24 protein-coding genes are annotated in these 23577 nt (G+C 59.6%); 21 read left to right on the forward strand and 3 right to left on the reverse strand.

Translation table 11 applies throughout. The features are described 5' to 3' along the window. Position 1: 1 nt before the first annotated feature. The 18 genes from mraY to DW112_RS04685 all read left to right on the forward strand — a co-directional run bounded on the left by mraY (position 2) and on the right by DW112_RS04685 (position 18204). Complete coding sequence (gene mraY / locus DW112_RS04600; protein ID WP_117637516.1) at positions 2-1021, forward strand: phospho-N-acetylmuramoyl-pentapeptide-transferase; 1020 nt, start codon at positions 2-4, stop codon at positions 1019-1021. A 9-nt stretch (positions 1022-1030) separates the two neighbouring features. Beyond that, positions 1031-2437 (forward strand): UDP-N-acetylmuramoyl-L-alanine--D-glutamate ligase, encoded by a 1407-nt coding sequence (gene murD / locus DW112_RS04605; RefSeq protein WP_118328438.1) that lies wholly within the window; start codon positions 1031-1033, stop codon positions 2435-2437. A gap of 36 nt (positions 2438-2473) precedes the next feature. After that, complete coding sequence (gene ftsW, locus DW112_RS04610) at positions 2474-3967, forward strand: putative lipid II flippase FtsW (RefSeq protein WP_118328439.1); 1494 nt, start codon at positions 2474-2476, stop codon at positions 3965-3967. Beyond that, a complete protein-coding gene (gene murG, locus DW112_RS04615) occupies positions 3957-5072 on the forward strand; it encodes an undecaprenyldiphospho-muramoylpentapeptide beta-N-acetylglucosaminyltransferase (RefSeq protein ID WP_089571582.1) in 1116 nt (371 codons plus the stop codon). The genes ftsW and murG overlap by 11 nt, the downstream gene beginning before the upstream one ends. A gap of 97 nt (positions 5073-5169) precedes the next feature. Beyond that, a complete protein-coding gene (gene murC / locus DW112_RS04620) occupies positions 5170-6588 on the forward strand; it encodes a UDP-N-acetylmuramate--L-alanine ligase (RefSeq protein WP_118328440.1) in 1419 nt (472 codons plus the stop codon). Positions 6589-6593: 5 nt separating this feature from the next. Next, complete coding sequence (murB, locus tag DW112_RS04625; protein WP_117636007.1) at positions 6594-7505, forward strand: UDP-N-acetylmuramate dehydrogenase; 912 nt, start codon at positions 6594-6596, stop codon at positions 7503-7505. Between the two features lie 424 nt (positions 7506-7929). Then, the gene (locus DW112_RS04630; protein ID WP_231501570.1) at positions 7930-8718 is read left to right on the forward strand and encodes a cell division protein FtsQ/DivIB; all 789 of its coding nucleotides are present in this window, start codon (positions 7930-7932) and stop codon (positions 8716-8718) included. A gap of 199 nt (positions 8719-8917) precedes the next feature. Continuing rightward, positions 8918-10072 (forward strand): cell division protein FtsZ, encoded by a 1155-nt coding sequence (gene ftsZ / locus DW112_RS04635; protein ID WP_055251674.1) that lies wholly within the window; start codon positions 8918-8920, stop codon positions 10070-10072. Between the two features lie 210 nt (positions 10073-10282). Next, the gene (locus DW112_RS04640) at positions 10283-11083 is read left to right on the forward strand and encodes a polyphenol oxidase family protein (protein WP_118328441.1); all 801 of its coding nucleotides are present in this window, start codon (positions 10283-10285) and stop codon (positions 11081-11083) included. Continuing rightward, a complete protein-coding gene (locus tag DW112_RS04645) occupies positions 11080-11916 on the forward strand; it encodes a phosphate ABC transporter substrate-binding protein (protein ID WP_118328442.1) in 837 nt (278 codons plus the stop codon). The genes DW112_RS04640 and DW112_RS04645 overlap by 4 nt, the downstream gene beginning before the upstream one ends. 1 nt (position 11917) lies before the next feature. Next, entirely contained in the window at positions 11918-12844 is a 927-nt protein-coding gene (gene pstC / locus DW112_RS04650; protein ID WP_117736389.1) for a phosphate ABC transporter permease subunit PstC, read from the forward strand. 3 nt (positions 12845-12847) lie between these two features. Next, complete coding sequence (pstA, locus tag DW112_RS04655; protein WP_006234250.1) at positions 12848-13753, forward strand: phosphate ABC transporter permease PstA; 906 nt, start codon at positions 12848-12850, stop codon at positions 13751-13753. Between the two features lie 12 nt (positions 13754-13765). After that, the gene (pstB, locus tag DW112_RS04660) at positions 13766-14569 is read left to right on the forward strand and encodes a phosphate ABC transporter ATP-binding protein PstB (protein ID WP_117776691.1); all 804 of its coding nucleotides are present in this window, start codon (positions 13766-13768) and stop codon (positions 14567-14569) included. Positions 14570-14661: 92 nt separating this feature from the next. After that, a complete protein-coding gene (locus DW112_RS04665) occupies positions 14662-15519 on the forward strand; it encodes a PhoU domain-containing protein (protein WP_118328443.1) in 858 nt (285 codons plus the stop codon). Positions 15520-15638: 119 nt separating this feature from the next. Next, positions 15639-16376, forward strand: coding sequence for a YggS family pyridoxal phosphate-dependent enzyme (locus DW112_RS04670; RefSeq protein ID WP_118328444.1), 738 nt, complete (start codon positions 15639-15641; stop codon positions 16374-16376). Between the two features lie 60 nt (positions 16377-16436). Continuing rightward, positions 16437-17162 carry a cell division protein SepF gene (locus DW112_RS04675; protein ID WP_118328445.1) on the forward strand — a complete coding sequence of 242 codons (726 nt, stop codon included), beginning with the start codon at positions 16437-16439 and terminating at the stop codon, positions 17160-17162. Between the two features lie 57 nt (positions 17163-17219). After that, positions 17220-17465, forward strand: a complete 246-nt coding sequence (locus DW112_RS04680; protein ID WP_255360343.1) for a YggT family protein — start codon at positions 17220-17222, stop codon at positions 17463-17465. A gap of 61 nt (positions 17466-17526) precedes the next feature. Next, positions 17527-18204, forward strand: a complete 678-nt coding sequence (locus DW112_RS04685; protein ID WP_117640320.1) for a DivIVA domain-containing protein — start codon at positions 17527-17529, stop codon at positions 18202-18204. A gap of 165 nt (positions 18205-18369) precedes the next feature. Here the strand turns inward: DW112_RS04685 and DW112_RS04690 are convergent, their stop codons facing one another. The 3 genes from DW112_RS04690 to DW112_RS04700 all read right to left on the reverse strand — a co-directional run bounded on the left by DW112_RS04690 (position 18370) and on the right by DW112_RS04700 (position 20924). After that, positions 18370-18900 (reverse strand): nitroreductase family protein, encoded by a 531-nt coding sequence (locus tag DW112_RS04690; RefSeq protein WP_118328446.1) that lies wholly within the window; start codon positions 18898-18900, stop codon positions 18370-18372. 283 nt (positions 18901-19183) lie between these two features. After that, complete coding sequence (locus DW112_RS04695; protein WP_117655140.1) at positions 19184-19807, reverse strand: DUF47 domain-containing protein; 624 nt, start codon at positions 19805-19807, stop codon at positions 19184-19186. Positions 19808-19874: 67 nt separating this feature from the next. Beyond that, positions 19875-20924, reverse strand: a complete 1050-nt coding sequence (locus DW112_RS04700) for an inorganic phosphate transporter (protein ID WP_117655139.1) — start codon at positions 20922-20924, stop codon at positions 19875-19877. A gap of 249 nt (positions 20925-21173) precedes the next feature. On the opposite strand from DW112_RS04700, the gene DW112_RS04705 reads away from it, so the two are divergent. From DW112_RS04705 to DW112_RS04715, 3 genes are all read left to right on the forward strand, one after another. Beyond that, positions 21174-21512 (forward strand): hypothetical protein, encoded by a 339-nt coding sequence (locus DW112_RS04705; protein WP_138374472.1) that lies wholly within the window; start codon positions 21174-21176, stop codon positions 21510-21512. Between the two features lie 84 nt (positions 21513-21596). Beyond that, entirely contained in the window at positions 21597-22292 is a 696-nt protein-coding gene (locus DW112_RS04710; protein WP_117655137.1) for a Bax inhibitor-1 family protein, read from the forward strand. 137 nt (positions 22293-22429) lie between these two features. Next, positions 22430-23563, forward strand: coding sequence for a TIGR02452 family protein (locus DW112_RS04715; protein ID WP_022094505.1), 1134 nt, complete (start codon positions 22430-22432; stop codon positions 23561-23563). Positions 23564-23577 lie beyond the last annotated feature (14 nt).

Below are 23577 nucleotides of genomic sequence, written 5' to 3' on the forward strand. Positions count from 1 at the left end.
CATGTTCGGCAATCCCTCGTATCCAACGTATCAGGCTTTTTTGGGGCTTGGCATCGCCGCCGCCATTGCGCTGCTGCTCATGCCGTGGTGGATCAAGCTGCTCAAGGTCGAGGGTATCGGCCAGCAGGTTCGTGCCGACGGCCCCAAGCGTCATTTGGTTAAGCAGGGAACGCCCACCATGGGTGGCGTTGTCATCCTCATCGCGATCTCGCTGACCTGCCTGCTGATGGGCAAGCTCACCACCGAGCTCGTGCTCGTGCTGCTCGCCACGCTGGCGACCGGCGTGCTGGGTCTGATCGACGACCTGACCTCCGTTACGCATGGGCGCTCGCTCGGTCTGACGCCTCATGCCAAGATGATCGGCCTAACCATTATCTGTGTCACCTTTACGGTACTTGCCGTCAACTGGTGCGGCGTCGCCCCCGAGATTCGTTTTCCCGGTGGGTTGACGATCGACCTTGGCGTGCTTTCGACCACCATCTGCGGCTATTCGTTCCCGTGGCTCTATATTGTCTTTTGCTGGCTGATGATTGCCGGTCTTTCTAATGCCGTGAACCTGACCGATGGCCTTGACGGTCTTGCTGGCGGCACCTCCATGATCGCCATGCTCGCCATGGCTGCCATGGCGTTTTTGCACGGAGACGTGAACCTGTCCATCTTCTGTACCGCGTGTGCCGGTGCCTGCTTGGGCTTTCTGTGGTTCAACTGCTATCCGGCGAGCATCTTTATGGGCGATACCGGCTCGCTTGCTCTGGGCGCCGCGTTTGCCTGCACGTCCATCATGACCAACACCGAGGTCGTCTCCCTCATCATCGGCGGCCTGTTTATCGTTGAGACCCTGTCGGTCATGATTCAGGTTGTCTACTTCCATTTTACGCACAAGCGCGTCTTCCTTATGGCGCCCATCCATCATCATTTCGAAAAGAAGGGCTGGGCCGAGACCAAGGTCGTCATCCGTTTTTGGATTATCGCTGCGGCCTTTGGTGCCGTTGGCCTTGCTCTGTTCTTCCAGTTGGGATAGTGGTCTTTCATGCCTCTTGCTGATGTCTTTAGCCTGCTCGTTTTGGGTCAGGGCAAATCCGGTCTCGATGTCGCCCGCTGGGCGCTGGCACATCCCGAGCGCGTAAGCGCCGTTACCGTGTATGGCGGCGGCACCTCTGAGCCCAATGACGCCACGCGTGCGCTCGAGGCTGCTGGTGCGTCGTTTGTCTATGGGACCGAACAGGTCGAGGGCGCCTATGACGTATGCGTGACGTGCCCGGGCATCTCGGAGTTCTCGGGCTTCTTTAAGGCCGGGCGCGAACATGCCGCTCAGATTATGGGTGAGCCAGAGTTTGCCTATCGCCTGTCGCCCGATAACTGGATTGCCATCACGGGCACCAACGGTAAGACGACCACCACGTCGCTGACTGATTATCTGCTCAAGGCTGCCGGCGAGGCCAGCGTAGCTGTCGGCAACATCGGCGAGCCGCCGGTCAACGAGATTGACGGCCGAGCCCACAACGAGTGGTTTGTGGCTGAGCTCTCGAGCTATCAGATTGCTACGACCACCGAGCTCCACCCTCGCGTGGCAGTGCTGCTCAACATCACTCCCGACCACTTGGGCTGGCATAAGAGCCATAAGAACTATGCGCTTGCCAAGATCAAGCTGTTTGACAATATGGGCGATGACGATCTGGTGGTTGTCGACGTCGAAGACGCTGGCATTCACGAGTTCGATGAGTACATCTATACGCCGGGTCGCCGCATCTGCAAGGTCGCTTTTGACGAGCCCGAGGGTGCAGACGCCGCCTTTGTGCGCGACGGCAAAATGGTCGTGCGCCTGAAGGGCGTCGAGACCCAGCTTGTCGCCACGTCCGAGCTCAAGATCTCGGGCCATCACAATGTCATCAATGCCTTATGTGCCGCCACGGCTGCTCTGGCCGTCGGTGCCGATGTCGATGGTGTCCGCCGCGGTCTGGCCTCGTTCCAGCCGCTCGAGCATCGCGTGGAGCCGTGCGGCGAGATTGACGGTGTGCGCTACGTCAACGATTCCAAGGCGACCAACACCGACGCGGTCGAGAAGGCGCTGACGGCATTTCCCGATGACGACGTGATCTTGCTGCTCGGCGGCCACGATAAGGGCACGCCGCTCACGGACTTCGCGCGCGTTGTTATGGATAACGTGCGCTCGGTCGTCTGCTTTGGCGATGCGCGCGAGCGCTTCACCGCCGCTATGGACGAGGCCGATGTCGATGGCGATGTGGATATCGCCCAGGCGGATGACCTACGCGATGCCGTGGACGTTGCCCGTTCGCTGTCGAGCCGTGGCGACGTGATCTTACTTTCTCCTGCCTGCTCTTCGTTCGATGAGTTCTCGGGCTATGAGGAGCGCGGCCGCGTGTTTAAGGACTACGTGGCTCAGCTTGCCGCTGCAGCGAAATCGCAAATGGAATAGGGGTTGCCGGTGAGAGAGGAGAGCCCCCGACAAGGTATGAGGAGGCCCGACTCGGACCGTGCTTCCTCGCGGCGCAGCACACCGCGTTCCGGTCGTGGCAGGCAGTCGTTTAGCGAACGCTATATTGCCGGCGTTCCCGCCCGCATCATGCGCCCCCGTCTGATATTTATGGCCTGCCTGTTTACTTTGGTGTGCTTTGGTCTGCTGATGGTGTACTCGGCGTCTTCGGTCGAGGCGCTGCACGAGAATGGCTCGGCGACGTTTTTCCTGGGTCGACAGGCCGCGTTTGCCGTGGTTGGTGTTCTGGCGCTGATTGCCATCGTGCGCGTTTTGCCGGACAGCTGGTTTGGGGAGGATGTGCTTAGGATCTTCCTTATCGGCATGATAGGGCTACTGTTTCTGGTGTTCTTGGTGGGCAGCGGCAGCCGTGGCGCCACGCGCTGGCTCAACATCGCCGGTATTCAGTTCCAGCCTTCCGAGTTTTTAAAGCCATTTGCCATTGCGTATTCGGCCATCATGCTTGATCGCTTCTTTTCGCCCGGTGGCAACATCAACGAATTCCTTCGCAAGATGGGCATCTACCTGGGTATTTCGCTCTTTCTGATCTTTATCCAGCCCGATTTCGGTACTGTCCTGATCATCCTGTTGACCCTCATGTGCATGGCGTTGTTTGCGGGTCTCGACCCCAGATTTATCATCGGCGTGCTAATCTTCGGCATTCTCGTGATCGTGATTGCACTTGTCGCAGAGCCGTACCGTATGGTGCGTATTCAGGTTGCCTTGAACCCTTGGGCTGACGAGTATGGTGACGGCTATCAGGCCACGCTTGCCATCATGGCCTTTGCCTCGGGCGGTCTGTTCGGCCGTGGCATCGGCAACTCAACCATGAAGTACTCGTATCTGCCCGAGGCGCACAATGACTACATCCTGGCCATCATTGGCGAGGAAGTCGGCTTTGTCGGAACCGTGCTGTTCTTCTTGGTGTTTGCGATGCTGATCTACTCGGCGTTTCGCATTGCCGAGCAGGCGACCGATCGTCGGGGCGCGCTTATGGCGTCTGGCTCCGCGGTCATTCTCGCGGTGCAGTTTTTGATTAACGCGCTGGGCATCCTCAACGTGTTTCCCATGACGGGCAAACCGTTGCCGTTTATTAGCTACGGCGGTTCATCGATTATTGTGTCGCTTATGCTTGCCGGTCTGATCCTGCGCGTTTCGTACGAGAGCGCCCGTCGCGATGAGTACGACCGTCGCCGCGAGAGCTTTGCCGTTATGGATGAGAGTACCGCCGGCGTAGCCCATGTGCGCGGTGAACGACCTTCGCGTAGCGGCTTTACCGTTCTGGATGGTTCTACATCCGAGCCGGCAGCTCGTCCACGTCCGCGGACGGCTCCGCAAGGTCGTCCTCAGCGCCCCAGCCCTCGCAGCGCGGGCGGCGGATATAATCGAATCGATTTGAACTCGGACCCGTCGGCGCGTTTGGGCACCGACGACCAGGGACCGCGTGTACGAAGGGACTACCATGACCGATAAGATGACCGTTGCTATTGCAGCCGGCGGCACGGCAGGGCATATCAACCCCGCGCTCGCCTTGGCCGAAGAGCTGCGTGACCGTGGCCACCACGTTGTGTTCGTGGGCCAGTCGCGCAAGCTCGAGGGTCGTCTGGTCCCCGAGGCTGGGTTTGATTTTGTGCCCATTACGGTTACGGGCTTCGACCGCTCCCGTCCTTGGACGGCGCTGACCTCGCTGTGGCGTGTCAACAAGGCCAAGCGTGCGCTCGCCAGTCATTTCTCAAAGGTCGGCAAGCCCGATGCCGCCATCGGTTTTGGTGCCTATGTCGAGGTTCCGTTGCTGGGGTGGTGCAAGGGCGCAGGCGTTCCGTATCTGCTGCATGAGCAGAACTCTGTTCCGGGCCTGGCCAACAAGATGATGAACTCCCACGCCGCTCGCGTGTGCATCTCGGTGCCGGCAGCGCGTTCGGTCTTTGAGCGCGAAGGTGACCCTGACCACGTGCTCATGACCGGCAACCCCGTACGTCGCTCGGTGATCGAGGGCGATCGCGCTCGCGGCCGCAAGGCACTTGGCGTTCCCGAGGACGCTACGCTGCTGCTCGTCTTTGGCGGTTCACTTGGCGCCCAGCACCTCAACGAGCGCGTGGCTTCGCTCAAAAACGAGCTGCTTTCGCGCAAGAACCTCTATGTGTTGCATTCGACGGGTGCCGACGGCTTTGAGGAGACCGAGCGCGCTTTGGCGCTGACGCCCGAGGAGGCGAAGCGTTACCGCGTCCAGCCTTACATCGACAACATGGGCGACATGCTGGCTGCTGCCGATTTGGTGCTATCGCGTTCGGGCGCATCGAGCGTGGCCGAGATCGCTGCGCTCGCCGTGCCCTCGGTGCTCGTGCCGTACCCGCATGCGACGGCCGACCACCAAACCACCAATGCCCGTTATCTGGTCGACGCCGGGGCCGGCGTGCTCTGTGCCGATGCCGATATCGACGGTTCTGCCTTTGCCGATGAGCTGCTGCACCTGGTCGATGACGCGGCGGCACGCGACGCCATGCGTCAGGCGGCGCGTGGTCTGGCTCAGGATAGGGCCGCCGCTCTTCTGGCGGATGCGGTAGAGGGTTTGCGTTAGTTAGACGGGATATCGTCGGTCGCCCTCGCGCTGATGCGGTAGGTGCGGTACAGTTAACGGGTTACAGGCAGTGTTTACGCAAGGAGTACACGAGCACATGGCTGATTCCCAGACTGCAACCTCCGCGCCCGAGTTTAAGAGCGCCCACTTTATCGGTATCGGCGGCGCCGGCATGAGCGGCATCGCCCTCGTTCTGCACGAGCGCGGTTATGCCGTTACCGGCTCCGACCTTAAGACGTCACGTTATATCCGCCAGCTTACCCGCGCTGGTGTGAAGGTGCATGTGGGCCATGAGGCCGCCACGATCGACGAGGTCAAGCCCGACGTGGTTGTTGTGTCCACCGCTATTCCGGAGTCCAACCCTGAACTCGTGCGCGCTCGCGAGCTGGGTATTCCCGTGTGGCCCCGTGCCAAGATGCTCTCTGCTTTGGGCCACGGCTACACCACCGTCGCTGTTGCCGGCACGCATGGCAAGACCACCACGTCTTCGATGTGCGCCACCATGCTCGACCGCATGGGTCTGGATCCGAGCTTCTTGATCGGCGGCATCGTCGAGGGCTATGACACGAACGGCAAGAACGGCTCGGGCGACTACTTTGTCGCCGAGGCCGACGAGTCCGACAGCTCCTTCCTGTTCCTGAACCCCAACGTAGTCATTGTGACCAACGTCGAGGCCGACCACCTCGATCACTACTCGGGTATCGAGGAGATCGAGGCAACTTTCGCCAAATTCATGAGCCTGGTGGGCGAGGACGGCACCGTCATCGTCTGCGGTGAGGACCCGCATCTGGTCGAGCTCGCCAAGTCGACGGGCCGTCACGTGCTTTCCTACGGCTTTGCCGAGAGCAACGACATCGTCTGCATGCACCCGGATGTCAAGGGCATCCAGAGTGACTTTATCGTTCGCTTTGAGGACGGCACTGAGCGCGCTGTGGAGATCAAGAGCAATCCCGGTCGCCACAACATGCTCAACGCCACGGCGGTGCTCACCGTCGCCCATGTCCTGGGCCTTGACATCGACGCCGCCGCCAAGGCGCTCTCGAGCTTTGAGGGCGTCCGCCGTCGCTTTACCCACGTGGGCGATATCGATGGCATCACCGTGGTCGATGATTACGGCCATCACCCCACCGAGATCAAGGCGACGCTTGCTGCCGCTTCGTCGCTGGGTTACAAGCACGTCGACGTCGTGTTCCAGCCGCACCGCTATTCGCGCCTGCAGGCCCTGTGCGAGGACTTTGCCGATGCATTTGCCAATGCCGATAAACTGCTGCTGATTGATGTGTTCTCGGCTGGCGAGATGCCCATTCCGGGTGTCACCTCTAAGATGCTCGCCGATACCGTGCGCGCCAAGCATCCTGGCAAGGAGGTCGTGTACTGCTCCAGCCGTCTTGAGCTCAATCAGGAGCTCGAGCAGATGGTGGGCGAGGGCGACCTGCTGCTCACCATGGGTGCCGGCGACGTTACGACCGTCGGTCCCGAGTTCATTGAGTATCTGACTGCCAAGAAAGACGCTTAAGTCTAATGGGTCTGTTTAACGCCGTCATGGCGCTCTCGGGCATGATCGACACGGATGTGATCGAGGACGAGCGCCTTGCGCGTCATACGAGCTATCGTATCGGCGGCAAGGCCGACCTCTTTGTGACGTGCCATAGCTATCATGCCCTCCGCCGCGCCGTGGCGGTGCTCGATCGCGAGCAGGTGCCGTGGGTCATCATCGGCAAGGGCTCCAATCTGCTGGTTGCCGATGGCGGTTATCGCGGTGCCGTCATTTCGCTCGGACGTGAGTTCCAGCGCACGGTTGTTGCCGATGACGGTTGTACGCTGACGGTCGGTGCGGGCGTGATGTTTGCGCGCCTGGTCAACGATGCCCTGTCGCGTAGCCTCTCGGGCCTTGAGTTTGCCGTTGGCATTCCTGGTTCGGTCGGCGGTGCGATATCTATGAATGCCGGCACGCGGACCGAGTGGATTGGCTCGCTGGTTGAGGATGTCGTAACGTTTGACCCGGCATCCGGTATCAAGCATTATGCGGGGTCCGAGATCTCTTGGGGCTACCGCGAATGTAGCCTTCCCCGCAATGAGATCATCCTCGAGTGCGTGCTCAAGCTTAAACCGGCGCCCAAGGCCGACATTCGCGAGCGCATGGAGCGGTACCTTACAAGGCGCAAGCGTACGCAGCCCATGGGTCGCGCATCCTGCGGGTCTGTCTTTCGCAACCCGCCCGATGCGAGTGTGGGCAAGCTTATCGAGGATTGTGGATTAAAGGGTTTTTCGATTGGCGGCGCGGAAGTTTCGCCCGTTCACGCTAATTTTATCGTTAATAACGGAACTGCCTCGGCCGATGACGTTGCCGCGGTTATCAGACATGTGCACGGAAAGGTGAGGGAGGCGTATGGCATCGAGCTCAGACCGGAAGTTAAATTCCTCGGCTTCTAGAGCATCGAAACCCACCTTCCGCCGCGCCGGAGGGCGTTCCGGCGCGCCTGCCAAACCTCAACGCAATACCGTCGCGCACTCTAAGTCTGTCAGGCATGCTCGACAGACCAGTCGTCCGGTCGTCGGCTCGCAGCTCGGTAATCGTCCGGCCGCAAAAAAGTCCTCGCGTCCCTCGGTGACGTCAAAGCCTGTTATGGGCGCCAAGCCTGCCCGTCCCATGGCAGCTCCCAAGCCCTCGACGGGAACTAAAGCGGCGCGTCCAGGTCTCACGCTGGGCGCATCGAAACCGCGCTCGCTGACATCGGTGCCGGCTACCGCCAAGAAGCCTTCGAGTAAAAAAGGTTTCAACCCGTTATCTTCACTTGGAGCGATGGCAAATAAAACATCAGATGCCGCTTCTGTCGTTACAGGCAAAGGCAAAATCGTGGGCGGCGTTCTGGCCGTCTTGGCCGTGCTCGTCGTCGTTGCCATCGTGGTGATCAACTCTGGACTGTTTACTGCCACTGATATTCAGATTCAAGGCAGCGAGCATGTGACGAAGCACGATGCTATCCAGCTGATCGACTTGCCCGAGGGAACGTCGCTTTTTAACGTCGATCCCGACCAGATTACCGAGGATCTCAAGCAGAACCCGTGGGTTTCGGGCGTGGATGTCCAGCGCCAGTTTCCCCATACGCTTATCATCACGCCGACGGAGCGTAAAGTTATCGCCATTGCGTATATCAGCTCCGACGACCTTGCCTGGGCTATCGGAGACGATGACACCTGGATCGCCCCGCTGTCGACGTCGGTCGAAGTGGACGACCAGGGCAACGTCATCACGACAGGGCAGGGCTCAAATACCTTGACCGGAATCGATGCCGCGCTGGCGCTCGCCAAGCATTATGGCGCGGTGTTATTGACTGATGTCTCGGCGGATGTCGCTCCGGTTTCCGGCCAGGCGGTGAACTCCAAAGCCGTTAAGGCCGGCCTGGATTATGTGCGTGGTTTTTCGAGCGAGTTCTTGGGACAAGTCAAGGATATTTCTACGCCTTCGGTCGAAGCCATCTCGGCAAACCTCAATAACGGCATTGAGGTGTCGCTGGGCGATTCGGACGATATCGCCAAGAAGGAACGCGTAGTCACCAAGTTGCTTTCGCAGGTAGAGGGCGTAACGTATATCAATGTGCGCTCTCCAGGCAACTACACATTTAGGAATGCTCCGACCTCGTAGCGCTGGTTGATGCTTTGTTGAGGGGCCATACCACGCCGTTTATCTGGTTTGTTTGGTTTTCACGGTCAATTATTTGACTGATACGTTCATAATGTGCAAACATAATACGGTTTACCTTTGCATTTACTTTCAACCTGAAGGTTAATGTGCGCAGGGGTCGACCCATGCTATGGCTATAACCTTTGTTCGGAGGACCGACATGCACGAGACAGAGATCAACAACTACCTTGCCGTCATTAAGGTGGTCGGCGTCGGCGGCGGCGGTACCAACGCGGTCAATCGAATGATCGAAGAGGGCATCCGCGGCGTCGAGTTTGTTGCCATCAACACCGATGCTCAGGCACTCGCGATCTCTGATGCCGATATCAAGGTGCACATCGGCACCGACCTTACCCGCGGCCTGGGCGCCGGCGCCAATCCCGAGGTTGGCCGCAAGGCTGCCGATGAGTCCCGCGACGACATCGCCGAGGCGCTCGCTGGCGCCGACATGGTGTTTATCACCTGCGGCGAGGGCGGTGGCACCGGTACCGGCGCTGCTCCCATCGTTGCCGATATCGCGATGAACGAGGTCGGCGCACTGACCGTCGCCGTCGTGACCAAGCCCTTCACCTTCGAGGGCCGCAAGCGTAAGAAGAGCGCCGAGGAGGGCATCAAGACCCTCTCCGATTGCGTCGACACCATGATCGTCATTCCTAACGATAAGCTGCTCGACATCGCCGAGAAGAAGACCACCATGCTCGAGGCCTTCGCGATTGCCGATGGCGTCCTTTCCCAGGGCACCCAGGGCATCACCGACCTCATCACCGTCCCCGGTATCATCAACCTGGACTTCGCCGATGTTAAGACCATCATGAAGCAGGCCGGTACCGCCATGATGGGTATCGGTACCTCTTCTGGGGATACTCGTGCCGTCGACGCTGCCCAGCAGGCCATCTCCAGCCCGCTGCTCGAGAGCTCCATCGATGGTGCCACGCGCGTGCTGCTCTCCATCGCCGGTTCCAAGGACCTGGGCATCCAGGAGATCAGCGACGCCGCCGACGTTGTCGCCAACGCCGTCGACCCCGAGGCCAACATCATCTTCGGTACCGTTGTCGACGAGTCCCTGGGCGATCAGGTGCGTATCACCGTCATCGCTACGGGCTTCTCCGACTCCAACGTCAACCGTCAGGATGAGCTCTTTGCTGCTCAGCAGTCTCAGAGCAAGGCCGCTGCCTCCGCTGAGCCGCAGCGCACCGCCCCGGCTGCCAGCCCGGCTCAGGCCGCTCCGACCCGCAACGTCGGTGGTACCGAGCTGCCCAACTTTGGCAACGACCAGTTCGAGCTTCCCGACTTCCTGAAGCGCGGTAGCTTCTAGTTCGTTTTTCTCAACGACCTGCACGGGGTGTGTCCATTTGGATGCACCCCGTTTTGTTTCTCGTTTGTAAACGAAAGCCTCCAATCTCCTTACGTTCCCTTTACGTTTGGTCCCTACCGCTGCGGGTATCCTTTTAAGGAAGTATGACAGCCGTATAAACGCGGACTGCGCGGCGACGCCGCGGTACTTGTGTTATTAGGAGGCTTTAGTATGGCAGCACGTGCGGACAACGTTTCGCGTGTCGACCATGATGGAGTTACGTTGGTGGAGGGCGCGACATCCGATGTCCGCTTTGCCTTTACCGAGCGCACCGGTGGCGTTTCTGAAGATGCGTACTCCTCGCTCAACCTGGGCTCGCATGTAGGCGATGACCCCTTTGCTGTTCAAGAAAATCGTCGTCGAGCGCTCGAAGCTATGGGCGCCACTGAGTGCGAGCATAATCTGCTCGTGCCCAATCAGGTACATGGTGACCATATCGTTACGGTGACTTCGAACGGTGCCGACGATCTTGAGGCTGTTCGCGAGCAGATTGCCGAGGGCTGCGATGCCATCGTCTGTACGGCTCATGACGTGCCCGTGCTGCTCTGCTTTGCCGACTGCGTTCCCGTGGTGCTGGTGGCCCCTGGCGGATTTGCCGTGGTGCACTCCGGTTGGAAGGGCACGATTGCACGTATTTCTGCCAAGGCGTGCCAGGCGCTTTGCGATGCTGCCGGCTGCGATGCGAGCGACGTTTCCGCCTATATCGGCCCCCATATCTTGGCTGACGAATATGAGGTATCCCAGGAACTCATGGATCGCTTTGCCGTCGAGTTCTCTTGCATCGATGCGAGTGCCTCTCGTATGCTCGATCTTTCCGCTGCCATTTGTGAGGCGCTGGTAGATGACGGTGTGGACGCGGATAATATCGTGGATACCCAGCTTTCGACTGTGCGTCAGAACGACCGCTTTTATTCCTACCGTAACGAGGACGGCACCTGTGGGCGCCATGCTGCGATCGGCGTGATGCTATGAGAAAGATCGTATCGGTCCTGAGCGCCGCTGTGCTTACGCTTACGCTGTGCGCCTGTTCTTCGGGATCTTCTGCCTCTTCCATTACCGTGGCCGGCTCCACGACCTGCCTTCCTATCGCCGAAATTGCGGCAGAGGGCTTTAAGGAGGAGACCGGCATCGACGTGCTCGTTTCCGGTTTGGGCTCTTCCGCTGGCATCGAAGCCGTCAGCGCTGGCACGGCCGATATCGCCAGCTCCTCCCGTGGACTCAATGCCGACGAACAGGATCTGGGCCTGACTCCCATCGTCATTGCCCACGACGGTATCGCGGTCATCGTGAACGAAGACAACCCCGTCGATAACCTCTCGACCGAGCAGCTCCGCGATATCTATGCCGGCAAGATCACCAACTGGAAAGAAGTCGGTGGCGAGGACCTGAGGATTCAGGTTATCAACCGAGATGAGGCGTCTGGCACGCGTGAAGCCTTCCGCACCATCGTGATGGACGGCACCCCGTTCGATCGCCGCTCCGCCGTTCTTTCGGGCACGGGCCAGGTGCGCGACGTGGTATCTCGTTCGCGCGGGGCTATCGGCTACATTTCGCTGGGCTTCGTCGATGGCCTCAACGCCAAGACCTCGGTCAAGGCCGTCTCGGTCAATCATGTTGAGGCGTCCGAGAAGACGGTCGCGAGTGGCGGCTATCCCATCTCGCGCGACCTTTACTTCTTTGTGAAGGGTGCGCCTTCGCGGCAGGCGCAGGATTACATCGACTACGTGACGTCCGAAAAGATGGACAAGCAGATTCGCGAGGCGGGCTTTATTCCCGTCACCAACGACGAGAAGGGGAGTGAGTAGCATGGAAGCACAGGAAAACTCCCAGACTGAGCAGAATGCTCAGGCGCCCAAGAAGCGCGAGCTGGCGCTCGTATCGCGCAGCACCTATATCAAGGAGAAGGCGCTGCAGTGGATCTTCTTTGCCTGCGCGTTCTTGGCGGTTGTTACCGTCATCCTGATTTTTGTCTTTACCACGTACTCGGCGCTGCCCGTCTTTACCGACATCGGTCTGGCGGACTTCTTTAGCTTTACGTGGGCGCCCTCTGAGGGTCACTACGGCATCGTGTCGCTGCTTGCCGGCTCGGGTCTGGTGACCGTCGGCGCGCTCGCCATGGGTGTGCCCCTAGGCGTGGGCACGGCCGTGTATCTGGTCGAGATCGCCAGCAAGCGCGTGCGCAAGCTCATCAGCCCTGCCGTTGACCTGTTGGCCGGCATCCCTTCTATCATCTATGGCTTCTTTGGCATGATCATCATCCGCCCGTTTATCGCACAACTGACCGGCGGTCTTGGTTTTGGCGCGCTGACGGCGTGGTTCGTGCTCGCCATTATGATCGTGCCCACCATCACGACGCTTACCATCGATGCTCTCAATTCCATTCCCATGGGCATTCGCGAGGCATCGTATGCCATGGGCGCCACCAAGTGGCAGACTATCTATAAGGTCGTGTTACCTGCCGCCAAGCTGGGTATCGTGGATGCCATCGTGCTGGGTATGGGCCGTGCCATCGGCGAGACCATGGCCGTGCTCATGGTCGTGGGTAACGCCCCGGTTATTCCCGACAGCATTGCGAGCCCCATCTCGACGCTCACGAGCCAGATTGCGCTCGACATGAGCTATTCCTCGGGTCTGCATCGCTCGGCGCTGTTCGGCATGGGCGTGGTCCTGTTTATCATTTCCGCCACGCTGGTGGGCATCGTCCGCCTGGTTTCCAAGAAGAAGAGGGGGTAGGCTATGTCCGATTCCGTTGACACGACGGTCGATACGACCTCGTCGCGCGAGCGCATCAAGCGTGCCCTTTCCCACGGCAAGAAGGGCCGCATCAACAAGGACCTATCCAACAAGATCATGCTTGGCGTGTTCCGTGCCGCGGCATACATCACCACGCTGGTGCTGGTCGCTATCATCGCCTACGTGGTCATCAACGGCCTGCCACACATCTCGCTCGACTTTATCTTCGGTTGGCCCCAGGGCGTCAACGCCGAGGGCGGTATTTGGCCCACGATCGTCTCGACCGTCTATGTGACGGCGCTCGCCATGCTTATCTGCACGCCGATCGCTGTGCTGGCAGCCGTCTATCTGGCCGAGTACGCCAAGCAGGGCAAGGTCGTCGAGCTCATTCGCTACGCTGCTGACGCTTTGGCCTCGGTGCCCTCCATCGTTATGGGCCTGTTTGGCTACGCCTTGTTTGTCGAGGCCATGGGCCTGGGCCTTTCGATGGTCTCGGCCGCTCTGGCGCTCGCGCTCTTGATGCTTCCCATCGTCATGCGCACCACCGAAGAGGCCATTCGCGCCGTCCCGCGCTATATCCGTTGGGGCGCGTACGGCCTGGGCGCCACCAAGTGGCAGGTTGTCTCCAAGATTGTGCTTCCTTCTGCCTTTGGCCGTATTGCCACGGGCATCGTCCTCGCCATCGGCCGCGCCATTGGCGAGACCGCGGTGGTGCTCTACACCATGGGCCAGGCCATCAATCTACCTATTTCGCCGCTCGATTCCGGCCGCCCCATGACGGTTCACCTGTACCTGCTTGCCAACGACGGCATCAACATGAACGCAGCCTACGGCACCGCGCTCTTGCTGATGGTGATCATTCTGGCCTTCAACCTGTTTGCGCGCTTCCTGTCGCGCAAGCGTCGCTAGTTAAGGAGTCCCATGTCCGTTTATCAGTCCGCTCCCACGCTGGAGCAAGCGGCCATTACGGCCAAGGATTTCAACTTTTGGTACGGTGACTTTCATGCGCTGACGGGGCTTGACCTCAACATCGCCAAAAACGCCATCACCGCCTTCATTGGCCCTTCGGGCTGCGGCAAGTCGACGTTTTTGCGCTGCATCAACCGCATGAATGATCTGATCGAGGGTACGCGCGTCGAGGGCACCATGACGCTCGACGGCAATGATATCTATGCCGAGGGCGTCGACCCGGTCGACCTCCGTCGTCGCGTGGGCATGATCTTTCAGCAGCCCAACCCGTTTCCCAAATCCATCTACGAGAATGTCGCCTTTGGCCCTCGTCTGCAGGGCGTGACTAGCAAAAGCGACCTCGATGACATCGTGGAAGAATCGCTCAAGCGCGCCAACCTCTGGAAAGAGGTATCCAATCAGCTCAACAAGGATGGTTTGGCGCTCTCGGGCGGTCAGCAGCAGCGTCTGTGCATCGCGCGCGTGCTTGCGGTGCAACCCGATGTCCTCCTGATGGACGAGCCCTGCTCCGCCATCGACCCCACGTCCGTCTCTAAGGTCGAGGATTTGATGGCCGAGCTGGCGCCCGAGATGACGATCATCATCGTCACGCATTCAATGCAGCAGGCAGCTCGTATCAGCGACTACACCGCATTCTTCTTGCAGGAAGTTGCCGGTGAGCCTGCCACGCTCATCGAGTATGGTCAAACCGACGCGATCTTCACCAGCCCGGTGGACTCGCGGACGGAAGACTATATCACCGGCCGCTTTGGCTGATCGGTGCGACTAGTCCCAAGCCGATCGGACCTGGTCCGGTGCGTATTCACTGTGCGGGCGGCATGACCGCACCCAACTGATTGGAGTGAACCATGCGCAAACTGTTTTCCCGTCAGCTCGTCGAGGCCCGTCACGAGATGCTGAGCATCTATGAGGCCGTCGATCTAGCCCTCCACGATGCCGTTAAGGCCTATGTGACCGACGACCGCAAGCTCGCCACCAAGACCAAGAAGCGCACGCTTTCGATTGACGCGCGCTGCGCTAACTTGGAGGCCGTGTGCTACAACCTGATCGCCACGCAGTCGCCGGTCGCCTCCGACTTCCGCCTGCTTCAGACGATCATCTACGTCGACTTTAACCTGCAGCGCATGACCGATAAGGTTCGCCAGATTTGCCGCGCCACGCGTCACATGGTCAAGGCCGACATCTCGCTGCCCCAGGAGCTCGTCGGTACGGTTGAGGCCGAGGCCGAAGCTGTTTACCAGGTGCTGGGCTCTTCGCTTTCTGCGCTCGTCACCAATGACATGTCCATCATCTGCAATTTGGCCGTCGAGGACGAGCCGGTGCACGCCGCCTACGAGAAGTTCTTCCGCACCTTTAACCGTATGGATACGGGCGACTTTATGGACGACGACAGCAACTATGACGACCTGCGCCGCGCCATCATGGTTTCGCGCTACCTCGATCGCATCGCTTCGATTTCCATCGATGCCGCTTGCCGTCTGACCTTCCTGTTGACTGGTCAGCGTATGAACGCCGGCGATATCGCCCGTGTGGACGAGGATGAGCTCGAGAGCATGCGCGTGCCTTCGGGCGAGGGTGTTATCATGAGGCCCGCCGTCGACGCTCACTACGTTGCCAAGGTGCCCGCTAACGAGGTCAGCGAGGGTCTTCGCTACCTGCTCGATCATCTTGAGGACGAGGACGATGGCGAGGACGACGAGGAGTAAGTGACCCCGTTCGTCGAAAGATTGTAAATACCTAAGTGAGCGCGGCCTTGCACATGCGGGGCCGCGCTCTTGCGTTAGCATGGGACTACTTGTTTGGCTGTCAGCGGAGGCGATTAGCAATGGATAACTATTTGGACTTGATGCGCGCTCGCCGCGAGCAGATTCTGGAACGTTTTTATGCGGCGCTCGATCGCGCGGGCCGTTCTCACGACGCCGCGCGCCTCATTGCCGTGTCCAAGACCGTTGGTGTCGATGAGACCGTTGCCGCCATCCAGGCGGGGTATCGCCATTTTGCCGAGAACCGCCCGCAGGAGCTGGTTCGCAAGCTCACGGGTCTGGCGGAGCATCCGGAGCTGCCCGAGGTGCGCTTCGATATGATCGGCAACCTGCAGACCAATAAGATCAATGCGGTGCTGGGCTCAGCCGAGCTGATTCATTCGGTAAGCTCGCTGCATTTGGCTCAGGCGATCTCGAGTCGTGCGGTTCGCAAGATTGAGGCGGGCGAGCTCTCCGTCCCCCAGCACGTGCTGCTCGAGGTCAATGTGAGCGGCGAGGAGTCCAAGGGCGGCTTTTCGCCCGACGAGGTTCGCGACGCCGCAGGCGAGCTTGCGGAGCTTGAGGGAATTTGCGTACAGGGGCTTATGACTATGGCGCCCCGGGGGAATAAGGATGTGGCACGCCGCACCTTTGCGGGGCTTCGTGAGCTGAGGGATGAGCTGGAGGCGGCGCATCCCGATTTGAACCTGCCTGAGCTTTCCTGCGGCATGAGCGAGGACTTTGAGCCTGCCCTTGAGGAGGGCTCTACGCTCGTTCGCCTGGGCAGAGTAGTATTTAGCCCGGAGTTTGCAGTAAAATAAGGCTCTGAAGTGCGCACTGATTATCGGGGCGCCTGCACTAAACCGCGAGAGGACACAACCATGGGCTTCCTTGACGAGATTAAAAATAAGATGCACCTGGGCGGCCAGCAGGGTTACGACCAGGGTTATGGCCAGGACGACGACTACGGCTACGATGACGGCTATGACGATAGTTATCAAGGCAACGGCTACAGCGGTGCTTCGGGCGAGGGCTTCTACACTCAGGACGAGCCGAGCAACGGCCTGCTTGGTCAGACGCGCCGCGGTGAAGCTGAGTCGGTTGCCGTGTATACGCGCTCCGGTCAGCTGGTCGGCGATGACTCGCGTCATGCAACGACGTACAATCCGCCGTCGCGTTCGCAGGATTCTGTCGCGGGCGGCTATCGTCCCGGCGCCTACGACACGCCGTCGAGCTATGCCGAAAGCGCCCGTGCTCGCGCCGCGGCACCTGTGCCCGGTTCTGCACCGAGCGACGCCTCGGCCTATGCGAGCAACATCATCAACGCCACGCCGCAGCTGCCGGCCTATGTCCTGCGCCCCGAGAGCTATGACGACGTGGAGACCGTGGTGCGCCGCGTTCGCACCAAGCAGCCTGTTGCGCTGATTTTTGTTGGCGTTCGCACCGAGGTCGCCAAGCGCGTCCTGGACTTTAGCTATGGCTTTGCCTGTGGCCTGGGCGCCACGGTCAAAGAAGTGGGCGATCGCGTATTCATGGTGCTGCCCGCCGGCTGCGAGGTTAAGGATTCGGACCTCAAGAAGCTTCGTGCCGACGGCTACCTTAAGTAAACCCAAGACGAGGAGATTCTCATCAACATCTACACCATTGTCCAGCTGGTCAACACGCTGTTCAACTTCTACTCCACGCTCATCGTGGTCTATTGCTTTATGACGTGGATTCCCATGAAGCAGGGCGGCCTGCTGCAGGATATCGCTGCAGTGCTCGATAGCGTCTGCGGCCCGTGGCTCAACCTCTTTCGTCGGTTTATCCCGCCGATGGGCGGCGTTGATTTTTCGCCGGTCGTTGCGATTATTGCGTTGCAGTTGGTGCAGAGGCTGATTCTGCAGCTTCTTATAGGTATACTCGTATAGAACTGACTTAGTAACTTACGTCGGGCGTGTAGCGCCGAGGCGATGAAAAAGGAGACTTGTTATGGCTATTACCCCTGCAGACATCCAGGCTCAGACTTTCTCTGAGGCCAAGCGTGGCTACGATCCTGCCGAGGTCGACGTCTTCTTGGAGACGCTGTCCTCCGAGGTTGACGCTATGCTTGCCAAGATCGTTGATCTTAAGGGTCGCCTGACCGCCACCGAGCAGCAGCTTGCCGACGCGCAGGCTCAGCTTGCCCAGGCCCAGGATACCGCCGCTCAGGCCGTTCCCGCTGCTCCTGTGGCCGCTCCCGCACCCGACTTCTCCGCTCAGGAGCGTCAGATCTCCGCTGCCCTGATCGCTGCCCAGCAGACCGCCGAGGCAATTGTCAACGACGCCAACGAGAACGCTGATCGCATCCGCAACGAGGCTGACGCCAAGGCCCGCGAGGTTATCCGCCAGGCTCTGACCGAGAAGCAGGCCGAGCTCGAGGAAATCGACCGTCTGAAGGCTTCCCGCGAGGAGTTCAAGGCCGAGTATCTCAAGCTCATCCAGCACTTTATGGACGACGCCCAGAACTCCTTCCCGGCCGACCTCATGGCCTCCACGCCGGTCGGTTCTGCCGCTTCTCCCGCGGTGACCGTTCCCGCCGCCGAGCCGCTGCCCGTCGCCGATCCGGTTGTCCCCGTGGCCGATCCCTTCGCCCCGATCGACAACTTTGCCGCCGACGACCTGGACTAGCACCAGAACTACAATCTAGTGTCCGTAAGAGGAGCTCGCATTAGTGGGCTCCTTTTTTGGATGCATGCGGGTTGGAAAACAAAACGCCGAGCTCTGGATGCGGTGGCGCAGAACTCGGCGAAGGGCGCGTGGTAGAAGGTAGATTTTAAGGCATGTCCCAAAAATCTACTTGAGGAGGAAGTCGGAGAGGGGAATGGTGCGAGCCTCTCGATGCTCGGGGTCGGCGATATGGTCGGCAGGATAGCCACAGACGAGCATATGATAGGGATAGACACCCTCGGGCAGGTCGAACTGCTCAAGGGCCACCTCGGGCTTAAAATGGCACACCCAGCACGTTCCCAAGCCTTGCTCCTCGGCCTCCATCATCATCTGATCGCAAACGATCGAGGTATCGATGGCACTCGAGTTCATCTGGTCATAAGGGCGCACCCAAGCATCATTGGTAACGCTGCAAACAAGGAAAATGAGCGGAGCGCCAAAGATGGACCCATCACGAGCAAACCGAGGCTGACAAGCAGCAGCCTTCTCCAACAGCTCAGGCGTATCCAGCACCATCACACGGGCTGGATGATTATTACAAGCAGAAGGAGCAATACGCCCAGCCTCAACAATGGCATCCACCACAGCCTGCTCAACAGAACGGTCCTCAAAAGAACGACAAGAATACCGACCACGAGCCAGATCCAAATAAGACATACAAGCCCTCCTAAAATTAAAAATCAAACAAACCAAAAGTAACCCAAAGAGTACCCAAAGCAGCAATCAGCCAAACGCTCATCAAGGGCCAAAGTGTCCGAACGGGTACCATAGGTCCCTTCAGCCAAACCCCCATCGCGCTACAACTATCAGCCAAAGTTCCCAATGGTGGTACGTAAGGCGAAGGGCCGGCCACGGTTTACTTTCGAACGACTCTGCAAAGCAGCCGGAGTGAGAAAGCAAACCGTGGCCGGCCCTTCGCCGCCGGGACACGTACCCCCAATTAACTGTTCTTCATGACAATCGAATCCACGACATCGGCCACATTCTCGCAGCAGTCGGCGCAGTACTCCAGGAAGGCATATACGTCACGCCAAGCGATGACCTCGAGCGGGTCCTTGCCGTTGACGTGCAGGTTGCGCATGGCGTTGATGTAGAGCTCGTCGGCCTCGGACTCGATGGTGTTGATCTGAATGACCAGTTCGCGCAGCGTCTTGGACTTGCGGTAGTTGGGCAGCTCGACCATCAGGTCCTTCATGGCGCGGCAGGCGTCGGTCACCTTGTGGGCGATGACGATGGCGTCGGGATGGATGCTCTGGATGTTGGTGAAGTAGACGCGCTGCACGACGCCCTCAATACGGTCGAGCACGGTGTCGAGCGCGCAGCTCATCAGATCCAGATCCTCGCGCTCGAGCGGGGTGATAAAGGCGGTGAGCAGGGCGTCTTCGAGCTCGTGGTGCTTCTTGTCTGCCGCATGCTCAATCGCATGCATCTCCTCGAGCATGTCGTGGATCTGCGCGGGATCAAAGTTCTCAAAAATCTTGATGAGCAACTCTGCGGCCTGGACAGCAAGGTCGGCGCAGGCGACGTAGTTGTCAAAGTAGAACGAATCGGGTTTCTTTGCCATGGGTGGGTCCTTTCGAGGCGAAGACGGGTGGGCGAAGTGTTGCGGTCCAGATGGACGTTCGGTTTGACTAGAGGAACATCATGAACAGCTTGGCCATGACAAAGCTGATGAGTCCGCAGGCGGGGAAGGTGAAGAACCAGGTGAACATCATGTCCTTGACGACGCCGAAGTTGATGGCCGAGAGGCGCTTGACGGCACCGACGCCCATGATGGCGCAGGTCTTGATGTGTGTGGAGGACACGGGGATGCCGGTAAGGGTGGCAAGCAGCAGGTTCGCGGCGCCCGCGAGGTCGGCGGAGAAGCCCTGATACTTCTCGAGCTTAACCATGCTCTGGCCGACGGACTTGATGATGCGCTCACCGCCCACGCTGGTGCCGATACCCATGGTGGCCGAGCACAGCAGCATAATCCAGATGGGGATGCCGGCATCGCCGACGCTGGTCTGGCCGTTTGCGAAGGCCACGCCTAAAAAGAGCACGCCGATGAACTTCTGTCCATCCTGCGCGCCGTGCATAAAGCTCATGGCCGCAGCGCTCGCGATCTGAGCGTATTTAAAGAAGACATTGGCACGTCGCCTGTTGGCGGCGGCGAAAAGAATCGAGACGAGTTTGCACAGGACCCAGCCCATGACAAAGCCCAGGCCGATGGAGAGCGCCAGGCCGTAGATGACCTTCATCCACTCGTGGACGTTGACGCTGCTCGCGCCGCCGAGGGCGATAGCGGCACCGGTCAGGCCGGCGATAAGGCTGTGGCTTTGCGAGGTGGGGATGCCAAAACGCGACGCTGTGGCGCCGTAGACGACGATGGAGAACAACGCCGCGCACAGGCAGGCGAGCGCCATGGTGCTGTTTCCGCCAAAATCGACGATATGTGAGATGGTGTTGGCGACGCTCGCATTAAAGTGCGTCATGATGAGCACGCCGAGGAAGTTGAATGCGGCGCTCATGAGAATGGCGGCGCGGGCGGGCATGCAACGCGTAGTGACGCAGGTCGCGATGGCGTTGGGCGCGTCGGTCCATCCATTGACGAAGATGGCGCCCAACGCGAGGATCACGGTGACGGCAAGGACTGGGTTCGACACAATTTGGCCGAGGAAGGTTGAGAACGTTACGTCCATATATGGGCTTTCTCGAAGTTTGCAGACACGTTACAAAAACATGATAAATCGTATCACCTCCTACGGGTTTCTTTGCCGAGTTCTGATGGGAGAAGTAATTTTTTGGCACTAAAATTGAATATTAGCCCTGTTGACCGTGGGTGTTCTTTTTGCTATCACGCCATGCGGACACGCGCGTTCGCTCCGACACTCCAAAACCACAGTCTGTTCGCTTTACAACATGCAAACATGCGTTCGATAATAGGAGACATGGAATATCGACAGACAGATGGCAAAACTCGGCGCGTGCACAAGCAGTATGTGGACGTCGTGGCTCGCATCCTCGCGGGCGGACAGGTCGTGCCGGTCACCGTCTGCTGGGTCGACGGTCGTTGCTTTACGATTGACGAGATTGTCTCGACCGCTGGGTTTGGCCTGACGGTTCACGGCATCCGTACGGCAACCTATAAGGTGCGTTTTGGCGGGCACGCGACCGAGTTGTATCTGGAGGACCAGACGCGCGAACGACCAGATGGCTCGCAGGCCCACCTGATGCGTTGGTGGGTGTGGGCATTCGACCGTACGCTTGAGGGCGAGCGCCGTAGGTAAGGACGCACGGCGTTCGGGTACAATGACAGGAATCTTGTCAGCTACTGCGCCGTTATTTGTGGCGCTTTTTGAAAGGACGAACCTATGAACGATATCCAGGGCTATCAGAACGGCCCCGTCGAGAGCGGCGCAAGCCGCGCCAAGGAGATGTCGCCGCGCGCGTACAATCTCACCATGTCTGCCCTGATCTTCTTGGGCTTTTGCGCCATGGGCGCCGGCGCCTACTTTACGAGCACCATGTCGTTTGCGCGCATGATGATGAGCGGCGCCGCCTTGCCGCTGGTCTTTGGCTCGTTTATTTTGACCATCGTCGGCATGGTTATGATGTCGGCTGCTGCCAGCAAACAGTCCGTGGGCCTGTCCCTTGTGGGCTACGTAATCTTTGCGAGTACCTTTGGCCTGACCGCGTCGTTTGGCCTTGCCAACTACGACCTGCCCACCATCAACACTGCCTTTATCGCCACGGCCGCCATCACCTTTGTCTTTGGCGCCTTGGGCGTGACGTTCCCCAAGTTTTTCCAGCGCGTATATGGCATCGGTTTTGGCATTCTGCTCGCCACTATTCTGGTTGAGATCGTGCTGATGTTCATGGGCGTCTCGCAGACCATCACCGACCTGATCGTGATCGTGGTGTTCGCCGGCTTTATTGGCTACGACACCTATGTTGCCACGACAGTGCCGCCTACACTGCCCAACGCCGTGCTCATGGCGTCCAATCTGTTCGTGGACATTATCAACGTGTTCCTGCGCATCCTGAACATCCTTGGCCGTCGCGACTAGTGGCGAATTGCGGTGGTGCTCGCCGTGCGTGTAAATCGATGCGAAAGGCGGTCCTTCGGGGCCGTCTTTTTTGTATGCGGCGGGGTATCATGGATGGAAAAAGCCGATAGCGGCAGCGACAGGAAAGGTGGCCACGTATGGCAGACGTCGACAACAGGAACCGTAACCGCAGGTCTAATCGCGCGGGTCAGCCCAATCCCAAGCGCGAGGCCCGTGCCAAGGCCGCCGAGCGTCACGTGGCAACTGTGTCCGAAGCGTGCGCCAAGGATATCGAGCGTTCGCTTGCCGGTGTTCGCGAGTTTGACGGTATGCCTGCCGGCTTTGTCGCGGCGATGAAGGCCAAGGTTCAGAGTGCTGTGGCCGCCGAAGAACAGGTTGCCGAGGACGTCGAGGGCGCGGAGGCTGCCGAGACCGAGGCGGCGCCCGAGACCGAGGCAGCGCCTGAGCCCGTCGAGGAGTCTGCCGAGGAAATCGCTGAAGCTGAGTCCGCGCCTGCTGAGGAGCCCGCTCCGGTTCTGCCCGAGGTCACCGTGCTCGATGCCTCCGCCACGCAGGCCATCCTGGACAACGGTCGTGGCTATGCGCAGTTCTGCGACATGGCCGTGCTCGCCTTTGCCTCGTTCACCAACCCGGGCGGTGGCTATATTCAGGGTTATCTGGGCCAGGAGGCCACGCTGTGCGCCGATTCGTATCTGTACAACGTTCTCGATAAGCAGCGCAAATGGTACGGCGAGAACCGTCGCCGCAACATCAACTGCGAGCTTTACCGAAACCGTGCGCTGGTGGTGCCTGCGGTGCGCTTCGACCGCAACCACGTGCATGCATACGCCGACGTGATCGTGGCCGCCGCGCCCAACGTCAAGCGCGCCCGCCAGGAGTATCGCGTGAGCGACGATGCTCTGCTGGATGCCCTGCGCGACCGCATTCGCTTTGTGCTTGCCATCTGCGACGAGCTGGGTCGCGAGAAGCTCGTGCTGGGCGCTTGGGGCTGCGACAACAACGGCTTTGACGCAGAGACCGTGGCCGAGCTCTTCCGCAAGGAGCTCGCGTCGGGCGACTTTAAGGTCAAGCAGGTCTTCTTTGCCGTGCCTTCTACGCGCTGGGATGAGGATTTTGCCAAGTTCGAGCACGTGCTGGCAAACTTCCCCGAGCGCAACGAGGAGTCCTATGCCCAGGTTGCCGCTCGCGCTGCGGCAGCTCGCGCCGCCGAGCAGGCCCAGGCTGCTACCGAGGATGATGAGGACGAGGACGATTGGCGCAAGTACCTGTAATCGGTACGTGCTGA

The organism is Collinsella sp. AM09-41 (genome assembly GCF_003473245.1).
In the GTDB taxonomy this organism is placed as follows: domain Bacteria; phylum Actinomycetota; class Coriobacteriia; order Coriobacteriales; family Coriobacteriaceae; genus Collinsella.